This window comes from Polaromonas sp. AER18D-145 (assembly GCF_002379095.1).
In the GTDB taxonomy this organism is placed as follows: domain Bacteria; phylum Pseudomonadota; class Gammaproteobacteria; order Burkholderiales; family Burkholderiaceae_C; genus Polaromonas.
Window position 1 is genome coordinate 136,431 of sequence record NZ_NBZV01000001.1, and the last position, 14,056, is coordinate 150,486.

The 14,056-nt window shown below is 63.8% G+C and carries 17 protein-coding genes; 15 read left to right on the plus strand and 2 right to left on the minus strand.

The window, feature by feature from the left end; all coding sequences use genetic code 11:
- Positions 1 to 95 precede the first annotated feature (95 nt).
- From B7G52_RS00650 to dcd, 5 genes are all read left to right on the plus strand, one after another.
- Positions 96 to 1,184: a BMP family ABC transporter substrate-binding protein gene (locus B7G52_RS00650; RefSeq protein ID WP_096695511.1), complete on the plus strand. Its 1,089-nt coding sequence runs from the start codon at positions 96 to 98 to the stop codon at positions 1,182 to 1,184.
- A complete protein-coding gene (gene queE / locus B7G52_RS00655) occupies positions 1,181 to 1,813 on the plus strand; it encodes a 7-carboxy-7-deazaguanine synthase (RefSeq protein ID WP_096695512.1) in 633 nt (210 codons plus the stop codon). The genes B7G52_RS00650 and queE overlap by 4 nt, the downstream gene beginning before the upstream one ends.
- Entirely contained in the window at positions 1,810 to 2,172 is a 363-nt protein-coding gene (locus B7G52_RS00660; protein WP_096695513.1) for a 6-carboxytetrahydropterin synthase, read from the plus strand. The genes queE and B7G52_RS00660 overlap by 4 nt, the downstream gene beginning before the upstream one ends.
- A gap of 55 nt (positions 2,173 to 2,227) precedes the next feature.
- Positions 2,228 to 3,520, plus strand: coding sequence for a guanine deaminase (guaD, locus tag B7G52_RS00665; RefSeq protein WP_096695514.1), 1,293 nt, complete (start codon positions 2,228 to 2,230; stop codon positions 3,518 to 3,520).
- Positions 3,521 to 3,666: 146 nt separating this feature from the next.
- On the plus strand, positions 3,667 to 4,239 hold the full coding sequence (dcd, locus tag B7G52_RS00670; RefSeq protein WP_096663150.1) for a dCTP deaminase: 573 nt from the start codon (positions 3,667 to 3,669) through the stop codon (positions 4,237 to 4,239).
- A 284-nt stretch (positions 4,240 to 4,523) separates the two neighbouring features.
- Here dcd and B7G52_RS00675 read toward each other — a convergent pair whose 3' ends face one another.
- Together B7G52_RS00675 and B7G52_RS00680 are read right to left on the minus strand one after the other, a co-directional pair.
- Positions 4,524 to 4,946 carry a universal stress protein gene (locus B7G52_RS00675; RefSeq protein ID WP_096695515.1) on the minus strand — a complete coding sequence of 141 codons (423 nt, stop codon included), beginning with the start codon at positions 4,944 to 4,946 and terminating at the stop codon, positions 4,524 to 4,526.
- A gap of 42 nt (positions 4,947 to 4,988) precedes the next feature.
- Positions 4,989 to 5,432: a universal stress protein gene (locus B7G52_RS00680; RefSeq protein WP_096695516.1), complete on the minus strand. Its 444-nt coding sequence runs from the start codon at positions 5,430 to 5,432 to the stop codon at positions 4,989 to 4,991.
- A 108-nt stretch (positions 5,433 to 5,540) separates the two neighbouring features.
- Between B7G52_RS00680 and B7G52_RS00685 the strand changes: the two genes are divergently transcribed.
- From B7G52_RS00685 to B7G52_RS00730, 10 genes are all read left to right on the plus strand, one after another.
- The gene (locus tag B7G52_RS00685) at positions 5,541 to 7,814 is read left to right on the plus strand and encodes a cation-translocating P-type ATPase (protein WP_170954645.1); all 2,274 of its coding nucleotides are present in this window, start codon (positions 5,541 to 5,543) and stop codon (positions 7,812 to 7,814) included.
- Between the two features lie 12 nt (positions 7,815 to 7,826).
- Positions 7,827 to 7,964, plus strand: a complete 138-nt coding sequence (gene ccoS, locus B7G52_RS00690) for a cbb3-type cytochrome oxidase assembly protein CcoS (RefSeq protein WP_096663165.1) — start codon at positions 7,827 to 7,829, stop codon at positions 7,962 to 7,964.
- A 64-nt stretch (positions 7,965 to 8,028) separates the two neighbouring features.
- Positions 8,029 to 9,462, plus strand: coding sequence for a cytochrome-c oxidase, cbb3-type subunit I (gene ccoN / locus B7G52_RS00695; RefSeq protein WP_096695517.1), 1,434 nt, complete (start codon positions 8,029 to 8,031; stop codon positions 9,460 to 9,462).
- A gap of 10 nt (positions 9,463 to 9,472) precedes the next feature.
- Positions 9,473 to 10,198 carry a cytochrome-c oxidase, cbb3-type subunit II gene (gene ccoO, locus B7G52_RS00700; protein ID WP_096695518.1) on the plus strand — a complete coding sequence of 242 codons (726 nt, stop codon included), beginning with the start codon at positions 9,473 to 9,475 and terminating at the stop codon, positions 10,196 to 10,198.
- Positions 10,199 to 10,212: 14 nt separating this feature from the next.
- Positions 10,213 to 10,350 (plus strand): CcoQ/FixQ family Cbb3-type cytochrome c oxidase assembly chaperone, encoded by a 138-nt coding sequence (locus B7G52_RS00705; protein ID WP_096663174.1) that lies wholly within the window; start codon positions 10,213 to 10,215, stop codon positions 10,348 to 10,350.
- Between the two features lie 2 nt (positions 10,351 to 10,352).
- Complete coding sequence (ccoP, locus tag B7G52_RS00710; protein WP_096695519.1) at positions 10,353 to 11,279, plus strand: cytochrome-c oxidase, cbb3-type subunit III; 927 nt, start codon at positions 10,353 to 10,355, stop codon at positions 11,277 to 11,279.
- Between the two features lie 20 nt (positions 11,280 to 11,299).
- Positions 11,300 to 12,718: a cytochrome c oxidase accessory protein CcoG gene (gene ccoG / locus B7G52_RS00715; RefSeq protein WP_096695520.1), complete on the plus strand. Its 1,419-nt coding sequence runs from the start codon at positions 11,300 to 11,302 to the stop codon at positions 12,716 to 12,718.
- A 26-nt stretch (positions 12,719 to 12,744) separates the two neighbouring features.
- The gene (locus B7G52_RS00720; protein ID WP_240523264.1) at positions 12,745 to 13,035 is read left to right on the plus strand and encodes a FixH family protein; all 291 of its coding nucleotides are present in this window, start codon (positions 12,745 to 12,747) and stop codon (positions 13,033 to 13,035) included.
- Between the two features lie 24 nt (positions 13,036 to 13,059).
- Complete coding sequence (locus tag B7G52_RS00725; protein WP_096695521.1) at positions 13,060 to 13,341, plus strand: hypothetical protein; 282 nt, start codon at positions 13,060 to 13,062, stop codon at positions 13,339 to 13,341.
- A 37-nt stretch (positions 13,342 to 13,378) separates the two neighbouring features.
- Positions 13,379 to 14,023 carry a phosphoribosyltransferase gene (locus B7G52_RS00730; protein ID WP_371328983.1) on the plus strand — a complete coding sequence of 215 codons (645 nt, stop codon included), beginning with the start codon at positions 13,379 to 13,381 and terminating at the stop codon, positions 14,021 to 14,023.
- Positions 14,024 to 14,056 lie beyond the last annotated feature (33 nt).

A 14,056-nucleotide genomic window follows, 5' to 3' on the forward strand; every position in this document is an offset into this window, starting at 1 on the left:
GGCTGGACAATCGACCCGCTAAAATAGCGCTTCACCCGCGTGCTGTCCCGGCGCGCTGGTGTTTTTGTTTTTCCGGGGCCATGTAGAGGACCACCATGTACAAAAACCTCGCTGCCGCGCTCGCGGCCGCCTGTTTTATTTCGCCCGTTTTTTCCCAAGCTGCGGCGCCTGCGAAGGAGCCCCTGAAGATCGGCTTCGTTTATGTGGCGCCGCTGACCGACGCCGGCTGGGTGCGCCAGCATGACGACGCCCGCAAGGCCGTCGAGGCGGCGCTCGGCGACCGGGTCAAAACCACCTATGTCGAAAACGTCCCCGAAGGCGCCGATGCCGAGCGCGTGATCCGCGACCTGGCCAGCCAGGGCCACCGGCTCATCTTCACGCCCAGCTTTGGCTACATGGAGCCGACGCTGAGGGTGGCGAAGGACTTTCCGGACGTGAAATTCGAGTCCATCACCGGTTACAAGACCGCGCCGAACGTGGCGGTGGCCAATGCACGTTATTACGAAGGCCGCTACCTGGCCGGGATTGCCGCGGGCCGGATGGCCAGCAGCGCCGGTTACGTCGCGGGTTTTGCCATTCCCGAGGTGATCCAGGGCATCAACGCCTTCACGCTGGGCATGCGTTCGGTCAATCCGCGGGCGAGCGTCAAGGTGGTCTGGCTGGGCGCGTGGTTTGATCCGCCGCGCGAACGCGAAGCGGCGATGACGCTGTTCAACCAGGGCGTGGAAGTGATCGCTTTTCATACCGGCTCCACCGCCGTGATGGCTGCGGCGCAGGAGCGCGGCAAGCTCGCCATTGCCTACCATTCGGACATGCGCAAGGTGGCGCCCGATGCGCAACTGCTGGCGGTGACGCACCAGTGGGGCGACTACTACACCCGCCGTGCCCGTGCCGTGCTGGACGGCAGCTGGAAAAGCGGCGCGGTGTGGGGCGGTGTGAAGGACGGCATGATTCGCGTTGACAGCTTTGGCCCCAAAGTGCCGAAAAAAGTGGTTGACGAAGTGCTGGCGCGGCAGAAGGACATTACTGCCGGCAAGCTGCATCCATTCCGGGCGCGCACGGCGCTGCTGGACAACGAGGGCCGCGAAGTGCTGGCGGCGGGCAAGACGCTCACGGACGAGCAGATCCTGGCCATGAACTTCCTGGTGCAGGGCGTGGTGGGCAAGCTGGCGAAAACACCATGAGTTACCAGGTCAAGGAGATTTTCTACACGCTGCAGGGCGAGGGCGCCAACGCGGGCCGCCCCGCGGTGTTTTGCCGCTTCGCCGGCTGCAACCTGTGGTCCGGTCGTGAACAGGACCGGGCTGCAGCGGTCTGCCGGTTTTGCGATACCGACTTTGTAGGCACCGACGGAACGCTGGGCGGAAAGTTTGCAGATGCTGATGCACTTGCCCGGCAGATCGAAGCGCTGTGGCCGACCGGTGCCGGGCACCGCATGGTGGTGCTGACCGGCGGCGAGCCGCTGCTGCAGCTCGATGCGGCGCTGATCGCAGCCCTGCATGCACGCGGCTTCATGCTTGCCGTCGAAACCAATGGAACCATTGCCGCCCCCGCCGGCATCGACTGGCTGTGCGTGAGCCCCAAGGCCGGCGCGCCCTGGGTCCAGCGCGAGGGCCAGGAGCTCAAGCTGGTGTGGCCGCAGGCCGGCTTTGACCTGGCGGAGCTGGAAGCAGCCAACTTCACGCAGCGCTATCTGCAACCAATGGACAACCCCCAACGCAACGACAACACCCAGGCCTGCATTGCCCTGTGCATGCAGCGCCCCGCCTGGCGGCTGAGCCTGCAGACCCACAAGATCACGGGTATCCGATGAACTACACCATCAGTCAGAAGTTTTTCTTCGATGCGGCGCACACGCTCAAGCGCGAGATCGAAGCCGACAGCAGCCGGCGCGTGCATGGCCATACCTACAACGCCGAAGTCTTCCTGAGCGGCCCGCCCGATCCCCGGTCCGGGATGGTGATGGATCTGGGCAGGGTGCGGAGCGAACTCGAGCAGCTGCGGCAGATGCTGGACCATCGCCTGCTCGACGATGTGGCGGGCCTCGGTCCAGCCACGCTGGAAAACCTGTGCCGTTTCATCGCCGGCCAGCTGCAGCCGCGCCTGCCGGCCTTGAGCTCGGTGCGTGTGTGGCGCGAGTCGGTGGGTGACGGCTGCATGCTGAGCCTATAGTCCTTATCGGATCCGGCTTATAGGCCGGGCGGGCCGCTGAAGTATTCTTGCAGCCATGAAAGCCTATCGCGCCTCCATTTTCTACTTTGCCGGGCCGGCGCAAGCCGTGCTGGAGACCGATGGCCTGCTGGTGGTCGGCCCCGACGCCGGTGGCCGGCAGGTCGTGCAGGCTGTGGGCAGCTACAGCGCACTGGCGCCACGCTTTTCCGGTCTGGACATCACCCACCTGCCGGGCCGCATCATCGCGCCCGGTTTTGTGGACATGCACATTCACTACCCGCAGCTCGACGTGATCGGGTCACCCGCCGAAGGCCTGTTGCCGTGGCTGGAGAACTACACCTTTCCGCATGAAAAGCGCTTCTCCGCCCCCACCTACAGTGCCGAGGCAGCTACATTTTTTATAGCAGAATTGCTGCGCCACGGGGTCACGACGGCGCTGGCCTTTGCCACCTCGCACCCGGAATCGGTGGATGCACTGCTCGGCGAGGCGCAGCGGCAAAGCCTGCGCATGATTGCCGGCAAGGTGTTGATGGACCAGAACGCGCCGGACGGCGTGCGTGATGAAACCGAACAAAGCCTGCTCGACACCGAGGCGCTGATCACGCGCTGGCACGGCGTGGACCGGATCGGTTACGCGATCACGCCGCGTTTTGTTCCCAGTTGCAGCGAAGCGCAGCTGCGCGGCGCCGGCGAGCTGGCCGCTCGATACGCCGATGTCTGGATCCAGTCGCATGTGGCCGAGAACAAGGACGAGATCGCCTGGGTGCGCGAACTGTACCCGCAGGCGCGCAGCTACCTCAGCGTGTACGAACAGTTCGGCCTGCTGCGTCCGCGCGCCGTGTACGCCCACTGCATCCACATCGATGACGAGGACCGCGCGTTGCTGCGGGCCACCGGCACGGCCGCGGCCGTCAGCCCGACCAGCAACCTGTTTCTCGGCAGCGGCTTTTTTGACTACGCCGCCGCCGACCGCGCGGGTTTTCTGTACGGACTGGCCAGCGACGTGGGCGGCGGCACCAGCTTCAGCCCCTTTCACACCATGCTCGCCGCGTATTACGTGGGCCGGGAAGGGCAGACCAAGCCCGGTGTGTCGCTCAAGCCGCAGCAGTTGTGGTGGCAGCACACCGCAGGCGCGGCGCGGGCGCTGGGCCTGGAAGGCGTGGTGGGCAACCTGCTGCCCGGCTGCGAGGCCGACTTTCTCGTGCTCAACCCGCGGGCGACCCCGCTGCTGGCGCGCAAGACGGCGCAGGCCGGCAGCTTGGACGAGCTGCTGTTTGCGCTGATCGTGCTGGGCGACGACCGCGTGGTCGAACAAACCGTGATTTCGCAGGCTGCCAGCGCCGGGTAGCCGGACCGTGGAGGATGTACGGTCTGATCGGCCGTCGTCCCTTTAACTACGGGCGCAAGCAGCTATCAAATAGATAGTAAATCCGATGGCGGCCTGGCCCTGCCACAGCATGCCTACAATTGGCGGCAAAGCAAGGAACCTTCCGAATGAGCATCAAAAGCGACAAATGGATACGCCGCATGGCCGAGACCACCGGCATGATCGAACCCTTCGAGCCGGGCCAGATCCGCGAAAGCGAAGGCAGGAAGATCATCAGCTACGGCACCAGCAGCTACGGCTACGACATCCGCTGTGCGCCCGAGTTCAAGGTGTTCACCAACATCCACAGCACGGTGGTCGATCCGAAAAACTTCGATGAAAAGAGTTTTGTCGACTTCCACGGCGACAGCTGCATCATCCCGCCCAACAGCTTTGCGCTGGCCCGCACGCTGGAGTACTTCCGCATCCCACGCAACGTGCTGACCATCTGCCTGGGCAAAAGCACCTACGCGCGCTGCGGCATCATCGTCAATGTCACGCCGTTCGAACCCGAATGGGAAGGGTATGTGACGCTGGAGTTCTCCAACACCACGCCGCTGCCCGCCAGGATTTACGCCGGTGAAGGCTGCGCGCAGGTGCTGTTTTTCGAGAGCGATCCCGACGACGTCTGTGAAGTCAGCTACAAGGACCGCGGTGGGAAGTACCAGGGCCAGGTCGGGGTGACGCTGCCCAAGGCTTAGCTTGGTACGAGGCGCCATTGCGAGGCCAGCTCAGGCATCATCATTGACCATAACAAAGGCACGGCCTATACCTATCCGATGTGGACGCAGGTGGTGATGGAAAAACTTCTCACGTTTGACCGAAGGGCCGACGTTGAAGGCCAGCCAAACCGAGGGGTTGAGATGACCCCGCCGGTGGCTGTCAAACAGGAAGCGAGGAGGCGCTTGCTTCAATGAAAAAAAGCTGACGCTGTCAGCTTTTTTTATTTTTTCTGGCGGCGCGTTATGGCCTGGCCTGCTGCAGGCTATTTGACCAGCAGTACCGGAATTTCCGAATCGGTGACCACGCGCTGGGCCACGCTGCCCATGACGGCGCGGCCGAGGATGCCGTGGCCGTGCGTGCCCATGACAATCATGTGGGCCTTTTCGCGCTTGGCGACGCGCGTCACTTCAGCCGCTGGTGGTCCGGCGACCCAGAGCGTGCGGTAGTTCAGCTTGTGCCGCTTGAGGAAACGCTCGATGGGGTCCAGCACTTTCTTGGCCTCGTCCTCGTAGTAGGCGTTGACGGTGCTCGCGCCCACCATGCCTTTGACGCGCGGAGGAACGGGCGGCTGGACGTTGAGCACCACCACTTCATCCTCGGGGCCGGCCAGGCTTTCGTGCGTGACGAGAAAAGCCAGGGCTTTTTTGGTGTATTTGCTGCCGTCAGCGGCGAACAGGACTTTCATTATTTCTCCTTGTGCTGGATAAACCGATTTTACGAATCCAGTTTAGCGCAACACCAGCACGGGAACGCTGCTGTGTGTCAGCACATGCTGGGTTTCGCTGCCCAGCAGCACGCGTTTGATGCCCTTGCGGCCATGCGAGGCCATGACGATGAGGTCGCATTTGTGTTTTTTCGCGGCCGAGATGATGGACTCGGCCACCAGGTCGGAACGCGCGATGACGGCTTTGGCCTTCAGGCCTTCGCCCTGCGCCAGCAGCTGCACCGCATCCACCACGGCTTGGCCCTTGTCGGCCCATTGCTTCTCGGTGCGGGCCACGTCCTGCGTAGAAATCGTGATGCCGCCTTCGAAATAGCTGACCGGGTACCGCGGCACCACATACAGCGCGACCAGTTCGGCCTCCACGACGCCGGCCAGATCAATGGCGCTGCGCACGGCTTTTTTCGAGAGTGTGGAACCATCGGTGGCGACGAGGATGCGTTTGTACATGGCGGGGTCTCCTGAGGTTGATGCGAGGCTTGCAGCTTAGGCTGGCGATTGTCCGGCGCGCTTGATCCATGTCAAGCGGGCGCTACCGGCGGGCGGTAGGCTTGCCCCATGCACACTGCCACCCGCGATACCGGCGCCGCGCGACAGGCCATGCGCTGGTCCGCTCTGGATGAGCGCGCCGAATGGGAGGGCTTCAGCCGGCCGCTGCCTGGTCGCGCGGACCTGTGGGAGTCCTACCTCGCGATCGAGGGCATGCATTGCGCGGCCTGCTCGCTCACGGTAGAGGAGGTGCTGCAAAAGCTCCCCGGCGTGGACAACGTGCAGGTCAATGGCGCCAGCGCGGTGGCCCGCGTCGCCTGGTCGCCCGGGCAGGGCCGGCCCTCGGCCTGGTTGGCCGCGCTGCAGCGGGCCGGTTACGGTGCGTTGCCCGCCGGCGACATGCTGGCTGCGGCGCCGCGCATCCAGGCCCAGCGCATGATGCTCTGGCGCTGGCTGGTGGCAGGCTTTTGCATGATGCAGGTCATGATGTACGCCTTTCCGGCCTACATCGCCGAGCCGGGCGATATCTCGCCGGAGGCCCAGGGCCTGTTGCGCTGGGCGTCCTGGGTGTTGACGCTGCCGGTCGTGCTGTTTTCCTGCTGGCCGTTTTTTTCTTCAGCCCTGCGTGACCTGCGCAACCGGCGTATCGGCATGGACGTGCCGGTGGCACTGGGCATCCTGATTGCGTTCGGTGCCAGCTCAGCCGCCACCTTTGACCCGGCTTCGCGCTGGGGCGCAGAGGTCTGGTATGACTCGGTCACCATGTTTGTGTTTTTCCTGCTCTCCGGGCGCCTGCTGGAGCAGCGCCTGCGTGACCGCACCGCCGGCTCGCTCGAGGCGCTGATGCGCAGCCTGCCCGATGGCGTGGAGCGGCAGGGGGCGGACGGCACCTTCGAGCGTGTGGCCGTGCGCCGTCTTGTGCCGGGTGACCTGATCCGCCTGCTGCCCGGTGACGTGATTCCGGCCGACGGCACGGTGACGGCCGGCGAGAGCCAGGTCGATGAAGCGCTGCTCACCGGCGAGTCCACGCCGCTGCAACGCCGCGTCGGCAGCGCGGTCATTGCCGGCAGCCATAACCTGAGCGGCATGCTGCTGGTGCGGGTGGAACGCGCAGGCAGCGAGACCCGTTATGCCGGCATGGTGGCGCTGATGGAACAGGCTTCGGTGCAGAAGCCGCGCCTGGCGCGAATCGCCGACCGCATCGCCGGGCCTTTTGTACTGCTGGTTTTGCTGGCCAGTGCTGCCGCGGCGCTCTGGTGGTGGCCGACCGACCCGGTGCATGCGATCAGCGTGGCCGTGGCGGTGCTGATCGTGACCTGTCCCTGCGCGCTCTCGCTGGCCACGCCGGCCGCGACACTGGCCGCTGCCGGCGCCCTGGCGCGGCGGGGTGTGCTGGTGCGTCGGCTGGAGGCGCTGGAGAGTTGCGCCATGGTGGATACGGTGGTGTTCGACAAGACCGGCACGCTGACCGAAGACCGCATCGCGGTGACCGTCGGCCGCACCCGCGAGGGCACCACGGCCGCGCAGGCATTGTTGCTGGCGGCTGCGCTGGCGCAGCATTCCCTGCATCCTCTGTCGCGTGCCATGGTTCAGGCGGCGGGCACCGTGACGGGGTCTGCTGTGGATGTCACCGAAGTTTCCGGCCAGGGTTTGCAGGGCCATGTCGCCGCCGACACTGGCGGGAAGCCGCGCGTCATGCGTCTCGGGTCGGCCGCGTTTTGCGGGGCGTCGCCAGATGTCCAGGCCGCGGGCGGCCCGCAGGTGCATTTGTCGGATGAGCAAGGCTGGCTCGCCAGTTTTGAGATGGACGAGGCCTTGCGGCCCGACGCCAGGCCGGCGGTGGGGGCGCTGCACGCCTTGGGCCTGCAGGTGCAACTGCTTTCCGGCGACCTGCTGGCCGCCGTCACGCGCCTGGCTGCGCGTGCGGGCATTGACAAGGCGTATGGACAGCGCACGCCCGAAGGCAAGCTGGCCCATGTGCGCGAGTTGCAGCAGCAGGGCCGGCGTGTTGCCATGGTTGGCGACGGCATGAACGACGGGCCGGTGCTGGCCTGTGCCGATGTGTCGGTCGCCATGGGCCAGGCCGTACCGCTCGCGCAGGCCAAATCCGACTTTATCGTGCTGGGGGGGCAGCTGGCTGCGGTGTCTGCATTGCTGCAGCATGCGCGCCGTACCCGCACCATCGTGCGCCAGAACCTGCTGTGGGCGGCCCTGTACAACGCCGTGTGTGTGCCCCTGGCCATCCTCGGCTTCATGCCACCCTGGCTGGCCGGACTGGGCATGGCCGCCAGTTCGCTGCTGGTTGTACTCAATTCGGCCCGGCTGGCCCGCCTGCCGGGATAACAGGATGACTCCATGGATATTCTTTTTTTGCTGATTCCCCTGTCGGTCGGACTGGCGCTGCTAATTATTGTTGCGTTGGCCTGGGCCGTCTGGCGCGGCCAGTTTGACTCCGTGGACGCCGAGGGTGAGCGCATTCTTCGATCGGATTGACTTGCATCAAGCGCCGCGGTCATGCCAAAAGAGACACTACTTACATATTGACAATAGGTGACTCATGAACGAACCACAAGCTCGCGCTGCTTGCTACCACGACACGGTAGTGCGGCAGTTTTCCCTGATGGCCGTGGTCTGGGGCGTCGTCGGCATGCTGGTCGGCGTCATCATCGCCTCCCAACTTGCCTGGCCCGAACTCAACTTCGGCATCCCCTGGCTCAGCTATGGCCGCTTGCGGCCGCTGCATACCAATGCGGTGATTTTTGCATTCGGCGGTTGCGGCCTGTTCGCCACCAGCTATTACGTGGTGCAGCGCACCTGCAGCGTGCCGCTGTTCGCCCCCAAACTGGCCGCGTTCACTTTCTGGGGCTGGCAGCTTGTCATTGTGGCGGCAGCAATCAGTCTGCCTTTGGGTTACACCTCAGGCAAGGAGTACGCCGAACTGGAATGGCCCATCGACATCCTGATCACGCTGGTGTGGGTGTCCTACGCCATTGTCTTCTTCGGCACCATTGGCATCCGCAAGGTGCGCCACATCTACGTGGCCAACTGGTTTTTTGGTGCCTTCATCCTTGCCATTGCCCTGCTGCATGTGGTCAACAGCGCCGAGGTGCCTTATAGCTGGATGAAGTCCTACTCCGCCTACGCCGGGGTGCAGGATGCAATGATTCAGTGGTGGTATGGCCACAACGCAGTGGGCTTCTTCCTGACCACCGGCTTTCTGGGCATGATGTACTACTTCATTCCCAAGCAGGCCGAGCGGCCGGTTTACAGCTACCGCCTGTCCATCGTCCACTTCTGGGCGCTGATTTTCACCTATATGTGGGCCGGCCCGCACCACCTGCACTACACGGCGTTGCCGGACTGGACCCAGTCGGTTGGCATGGTGTTCTCGCTGATTCTGCTGGCGCCCAGCTGGGGCGGCATGATCAACGGCATCATGACCCTCTCGGGTGCCTGGCACAAGCTGCGCGACGACCCGATCCTGCGCTTCATGATCGTGTCGCTGTCCTTCTACGGCATGAGCACCTTCGAAGGGCCCATGATGTCCATCAAGACTGTCAATGCCCTGAGCCATTACACGGACTGGACCATCGGCCATGTGCACTCCGGCGCTCTTGGCTGGGTCGGGCTGATCACGATGGGCTCCTTGTATTACCTGATTCCGCGCATGTTCGGCCAGAAGCAAATGTATTCGGTCAAGGCGATCGAGGTGCACTTCTGGACCGCCACCATTGGTATCGTGTTTTATATCGCCGCGATGTGGATCGCCGGTGTGATGCAGGGTCTGATGTGGCGCGCCCTCAATGCCGACGGCACGCTGACCTACACCTTCGTCGAATCGGTCAAGGCGACCTATCCCTTCTACGTCGTTCGGGTGTTTGGCGGCCTGCTGTACCTGTTCGGCATGGTGGTGATGGCCTGGAACACCTGGATGACCGTGGCCAATGGCCGCTCCGTCACCGTGGCCGTGCCAGCGCCGCAAGCCGCCTGAGGAAACATACATGAGCGATAGCAAAAACACCACCCCCGGCTTCTCGCACGAGAAGGTTGAAACCAACAACTTCCTGATGATCGTGCTGATCGTGCTGGTTATCGCCGTCGGCGGCCTGGTCGAGATCGTGCCGCTGTTCTTCCAGAAGTCCACCACCGAGCCTGTCACCGGCGTCAAGCCCTACAACACGCTGCAACTGGCCGGACGCGATGTCTACATCCGCGAGGGTTGCTACAACTGCCACTCGCAGATGATCCGGCCCTTCCGCGCCGAGACGCTGCGTTATGGCCACTATTCGGTGGCTGGCGAATTCGTCTACGACCACCCCTTCCAGTGGGGCAGCAAACGGACCGGGCCTGACCTGCACCGCGTGGGCGGCAAGTACAGCGACGAATGGCACCGTATCCACCTGAACAACCCGCGCGATCTGGTTCCCGAATCCAACATGCCCGCCTATCCATGGCTGGAGAAGAACCTGGTTGATGCCGCCGACATGGCGCCGCGCATGCGGGCACTGCGTGTGGTGGGCGTGCCCTACACCGACGCCGAGATCGCCAAGTCTGCCGATGACGTCAAGGGAAAAACCGAAATGGACGCCCTGGTCGCCTATCTGCAAGGCATGGGCCTGGCCCTGACCAACAACTTCGCCGGCAAGACCGTTGCGGGCAGCGCGGCCACCGCGGCGCCCGGCGCATCGCCCCCGCCGGCTGCACCTGCAGCACCCGCTGCCAACTGACAGGAACCATGCCAATGGACATCACCACCCTGCGTATCCTGGCCACGCTGGCCAGCTTCGCCACCTTTCTGGGCATTGCCTGGTGGGCCTATGCCCGCCACAACCGTGACCGCTTCGATGAAGCTGCGCGCATCCCGTTTGAGCAGGATTGATCATGAGCGATTTCACCGGTAATTTCTGGTCGGCCTATGTGGCCGTCCTCACCCTGGTAAGCATCTTTGCCTGCCTGTTGTTGCTCTGGATCACGGCGCGCAAGAAGGTCACCCCCAGCGCCGACAACACCACGGGCCACGTCTGGGACGAGGACCTGCGTGAAATGAACAACCCCATGCCGCGCTGGTGGATGTGGCTGTTTGTGCTGACCATCATTTTTGCCCTGGGTTATCTGGTGGCCTATCCCGGCCTGGGCAGCTACAAGGGTGAACTGGGCTGGACCACCCACGGCGAATATACCGACGAGGTCGAAAAGGCCAACAAGGAACTGGCGCCACTGTATGCGCAGTTCACCGCGAAACCGGCCGAGGTGCTGGCTGGCGACCCGGCGGCCATGGCAGTCGGCGAGCGTCTGTTCATGAACAACTGCGCCCAGTGCCACGGTTCGGACGCACGTGGCAGCAAGAGTTTCCCCAATCTGACCGATGGCGACTGGCTGCACGGCGGTGCGCCTGCCAAGCTTGTCGAGACCATCACGCTAGGCCGGCAGGGCAACATGCCGCCCATGGCCGCGGCCGTGGGTACGCCCGACGACGTGAAGAACGTGGCCCATTACGTGCTCAGCCTGTCCGGCAGTCCGCACGACTCGCTGCGTTCCCAGCTCGGCAAGGCCAAGTTCACGGCTTGTGCAGCCTGTCATGGCATGGACGGCAAGGGCAACCAGGCCCTGGGTGCGCCCAACCTCACCGACGATATCTGGCTGCACGGCTGGGGTGAACAGGCGATCGTCAGCGTGGTCAACAACGGCAAGGTCAACGCCATGCCTGGCCAGGCGGGCAAGCTGACCGAAGCGCAGATTCATGTGCTGTCAGCCTACGTCTGGGGCCTGTCCAACAAGACCGCGACGCTCGCGAACGCGCGCCCCTGACAACCGAAAGAGTTCATCCCGTGCAGGAATCCCCGGTCCGCAAGATCATCCCCATTGTTCCCGAGGAAGAGGTCTCGCTGTACGAGGCGCAGAAAAAGCTGTACCCGCGCTCGGTGACCGGGCTGTTCGCCCGCTGGCGCTGGTTTTTCGTGTTCCTGACACAGCTGGTGTTTTATGGCCTGCCTTGGCTGGAATGGGGCCAGCGGCAGGCCGTGTTGTTCGACCTCGGGGCACGTCGCTTCTACCTGTTCGGCGTCGTGCTGTATCCGCAGGACTTCATTTATCTGACAGGTCTGCTGGTGATCAGCGCGCTGTCTCTGTTCCTGTTCACGGCGGTGGCGGGCCGGCTGTGGTGCGGGTTCACCTGCCCCCAGACCGTCTACACCGAGATTTTCCTTTGGATCGAACGCAAGGTCGAGGGTGACCGCAGCGCGCGCATGCGGCTGGATGCGGAGCCGGCTTCGGCGCGCAAACTGTTGAAAAAGGGGACCAAGCACTTCCTGTGGATTGCCCTGTCGCTATGGACCGGCTTCACCTTCGTTGGCTACTTCACGCCGATCCAGACTTTGTGGGCCGAGGCGTTCACGCTGTCGTTCGGTCCCTGGGAATGGTTCTGGGTGAACTTCTACGCCATTGCCACTTACGGCAACGCCGGTTTCCTGCGCGAGCAGGTCTGTAAATACATGTGCCCCTACGCGCGCTTCCAGAGCGCCATGTTTGACCGCGACACGCTGATCGTGAGTTATGACGCGGCTCGCGGCGAGCCGCGCGGCGCCCGCTCGCGCAAGGCCGACCTGTCCACCCTGGCGTTGGGGGCCTGTGTGGATTGCACCCTGTGCGTGCAGGTCTGCCCCACCGGCATCGACATCCGCGAGGGACTGCAGTACGAATGCATCGGCTGCGCCGCCTGTGTCGACGTGTGCGACACCGTGATGGACAAGATGAATTACCCGCGCGGCCTGATCCGCTTCAGCACCCAGAACGCCATGGCTGGCCAGTGGAGCAAGTCTCAGCTGTGGCGCAGGGTGCGGCGTCCGCGCGTGCTGGTCTACAGTGCGATCCTGGTGGCGCTTTGCGTCGGCCTCTTGTGGAGCCTGCTTGAGCGTACGCCGCTGAAAGTGGATGTGGTGAGGGATCGCGCAGCGCTATCGCGCATCGTGGCCGGCGGCAAGCTGGAGAATGTGTATCGGCTGCAGATCATGAATGCCACCGAGCAGCCGCAGCGGTACCGCATCACTGCGTCCGGCCTGGAAGGCCTGGCGCTGGCTTCGGAGTCCGAAGTCGATATCGGCCCTGCCGAATCGCGCTGGGTGCCGGTGCGGTTGCAGATCGGCTACGGGTCGGCTGCGCCCGGATCGCACGCGATCGAGTTCAATGTCGGTGACGTTGCAGGCGAGAGCCATGTGAGCGAGAAGTCGATTTTCCTTGTCCCACGATGATGGAGAGCAACATGAAGGAAAACAGCATGAGTATTGCCCAGGCACCGCAAGCGGCACCCGCGCCTTGGTGGAAATTCGGCTATGTCTGGCTGGTGATTGCGGGTCCCGCTGTCGTGGTGGTGGCCGGCTTTGCCACGCTCTGGCTTGCCCTGGCCAACCCGGAATCACTGGTGGCCGAGGACTATTACCGGCAAGGCATGGAGATCAACAAAACGCTCGCCGCAGAGAGGGAAAAATCCCTCATGCCGGCCGTGCAGGGTCGCAACCATGCAGCCACGCCGCCTGCTGCCACGCCGGCGCCGGCCGGACAGCGCTGAACCACCCTAAAGACGGAGACAGCCATGTGGAACCAGAAACTGATGTGGATCGCGTGGCCCGCGTTCCTGGGTGCTTGCGCGCTTGAGCTGCTTGTCTTTGCGGTGGTCGATCCGGGTGACCTGCACTGGTCTGGCCAGCCGCTGGGCCTTTCGCGGCAGGGCGTGTACACCGTGGCTTTTTTTATATTCTGGATGGTGTGCCTGGTGTCGAGTGCATTGACCGCTTTGCTGGGCATGTCATCCGCCGAGGTCAACCGTTGTCCCATCCCCACAGGCGATCGCCCGGACAGTTGCCGCCCGCGCTAACCCGGATACGGGGTAGCCTGGCGCATTTCAGAACGGCATGGTCATGAGCACCCTGTTCAAGGATCGCGCTGAAGCCGGTCGTGCATTGTCCGGCCATCTGCTGGCGTATGCGGGACGCGACGATGTCGTCGTGCTGGCCCTGGCACGTGGCGGCGTACCGGTTGCGTGGGAAGTGGCCCGGGCGCTGGTTGCTGAACTGGACTTGCTGGTTGTGCGAAAGCTGGGGGTGCCGAGCCGGCCCGACCTGGCCCTGGGCGCCATTGCCAGCGGTGGCGCAAGGTACATCGATCCAAAAGTGCTGGCTGCCAGCGGCCTGAGTCCACAGCAGCTCGAAGAGATCATCGCCACCGAGAGCCGTGAGCTGGCGCGCAGCGACGCGTTGTATCGCGGGTCACGGAAAGCTGCACGCATCGAAGGTCGCACGGTCATTGTGGTGGACGACGGCGTGGCCACCGGGGCCTCGATGTGTGCCGCGCTGATGACATTGCGAGCGTCCAAGCCAGCGTGGATTGTGGTGGCCGTGCCGGTTGCGCCCCCTGGTGCGCAGGAATGGATCGGGACCGCGGCTGATGAGTTTGTCTGCGCCCTGAGTCCGCCGGATTTCTGCGGTGTCGGAAACTGTTACAGCGACTTCGGACCGGTGGGCGACGAGAAAGTACGGATGCTACTGGCCGCGTCCTGAGGACGCGCTGCCAACCCAGCCAGGTATTTTTGC

Coding starts and splice junctions, on each gene's coding strand:
- B7G52_RS00650 (WP_096695511.1), top strand. CDS start 96: ATGTACAAAAACCTCGCTGCCGCGCTCGCGGCCGCCTGTTTTATTTCG.
- queE (WP_096695512.1), top strand. CDS start 1,181: ATGAGTTACCAGGTCAAGGAGATTTTCTACACGCTGCAGGGCGAGGGC.
- B7G52_RS00660 (WP_096695513.1), top strand. CDS start 1,810: ATGAACTACACCATCAGTCAGAAGTTTTTCTTCGATGCGGCGCACACG.
- guaD (WP_096695514.1), top strand. CDS start 2,228: ATGAAAGCCTATCGCGCCTCCATTTTCTACTTTGCCGGGCCGGCGCAA.
- dcd (WP_096663150.1), top strand. CDS start 3,667: ATGAGCATCAAAAGCGACAAATGGATACGCCGCATGGCCGAGACCACC.
- B7G52_RS00675 (WP_096695515.1), bottom strand. CDS start 4,946: ATGAAAGTCCTGTTCGCCGCTGACGGCAGCAAATACACCAAAAAAGCC.
- B7G52_RS00680 (WP_096695516.1), bottom strand. CDS start 5,432: ATGTACAAACGCATCCTCGTCGCCACCGATGGTTCCACACTCTCGAAA.
- B7G52_RS00685 (WP_170954645.1), top strand. CDS start 5,541: ATGCACACTGCCACCCGCGATACCGGCGCCGCGCGACAGGCCATGCGC.
- ccoS (WP_096663165.1), top strand. CDS start 7,827: ATGGATATTCTTTTTTTGCTGATTCCCCTGTCGGTCGGACTGGCGCTG.
- ccoN (WP_096695517.1), top strand. CDS start 8,029: ATGAACGAACCACAAGCTCGCGCTGCTTGCTACCACGACACGGTAGTG.
- ccoO (WP_096695518.1), top strand. CDS start 9,473: ATGAGCGATAGCAAAAACACCACCCCCGGCTTCTCGCACGAGAAGGTT.
- B7G52_RS00705 (WP_096663174.1), top strand. CDS start 10,213: ATGGACATCACCACCCTGCGTATCCTGGCCACGCTGGCCAGCTTCGCC.
- ccoP (WP_096695519.1), top strand. CDS start 10,353: ATGAGCGATTTCACCGGTAATTTCTGGTCGGCCTATGTGGCCGTCCTC.
- B7G52_RS00720 (WP_240523264.1), top strand. CDS start 12,745: ATGAGTATTGCCCAGGCACCGCAAGCGGCACCCGCGCCTTGGTGGAAA.
- B7G52_RS00725 (WP_096695521.1), top strand. CDS start 13,060: ATGTGGAACCAGAAACTGATGTGGATCGCGTGGCCCGCGTTCCTGGGT.
- B7G52_RS00730 (WP_371328983.1), top strand. CDS start 13,379: ATGGTCATGAGCACCCTGTTCAAGGATCGCGCTGAAGCCGGTCGTGCA.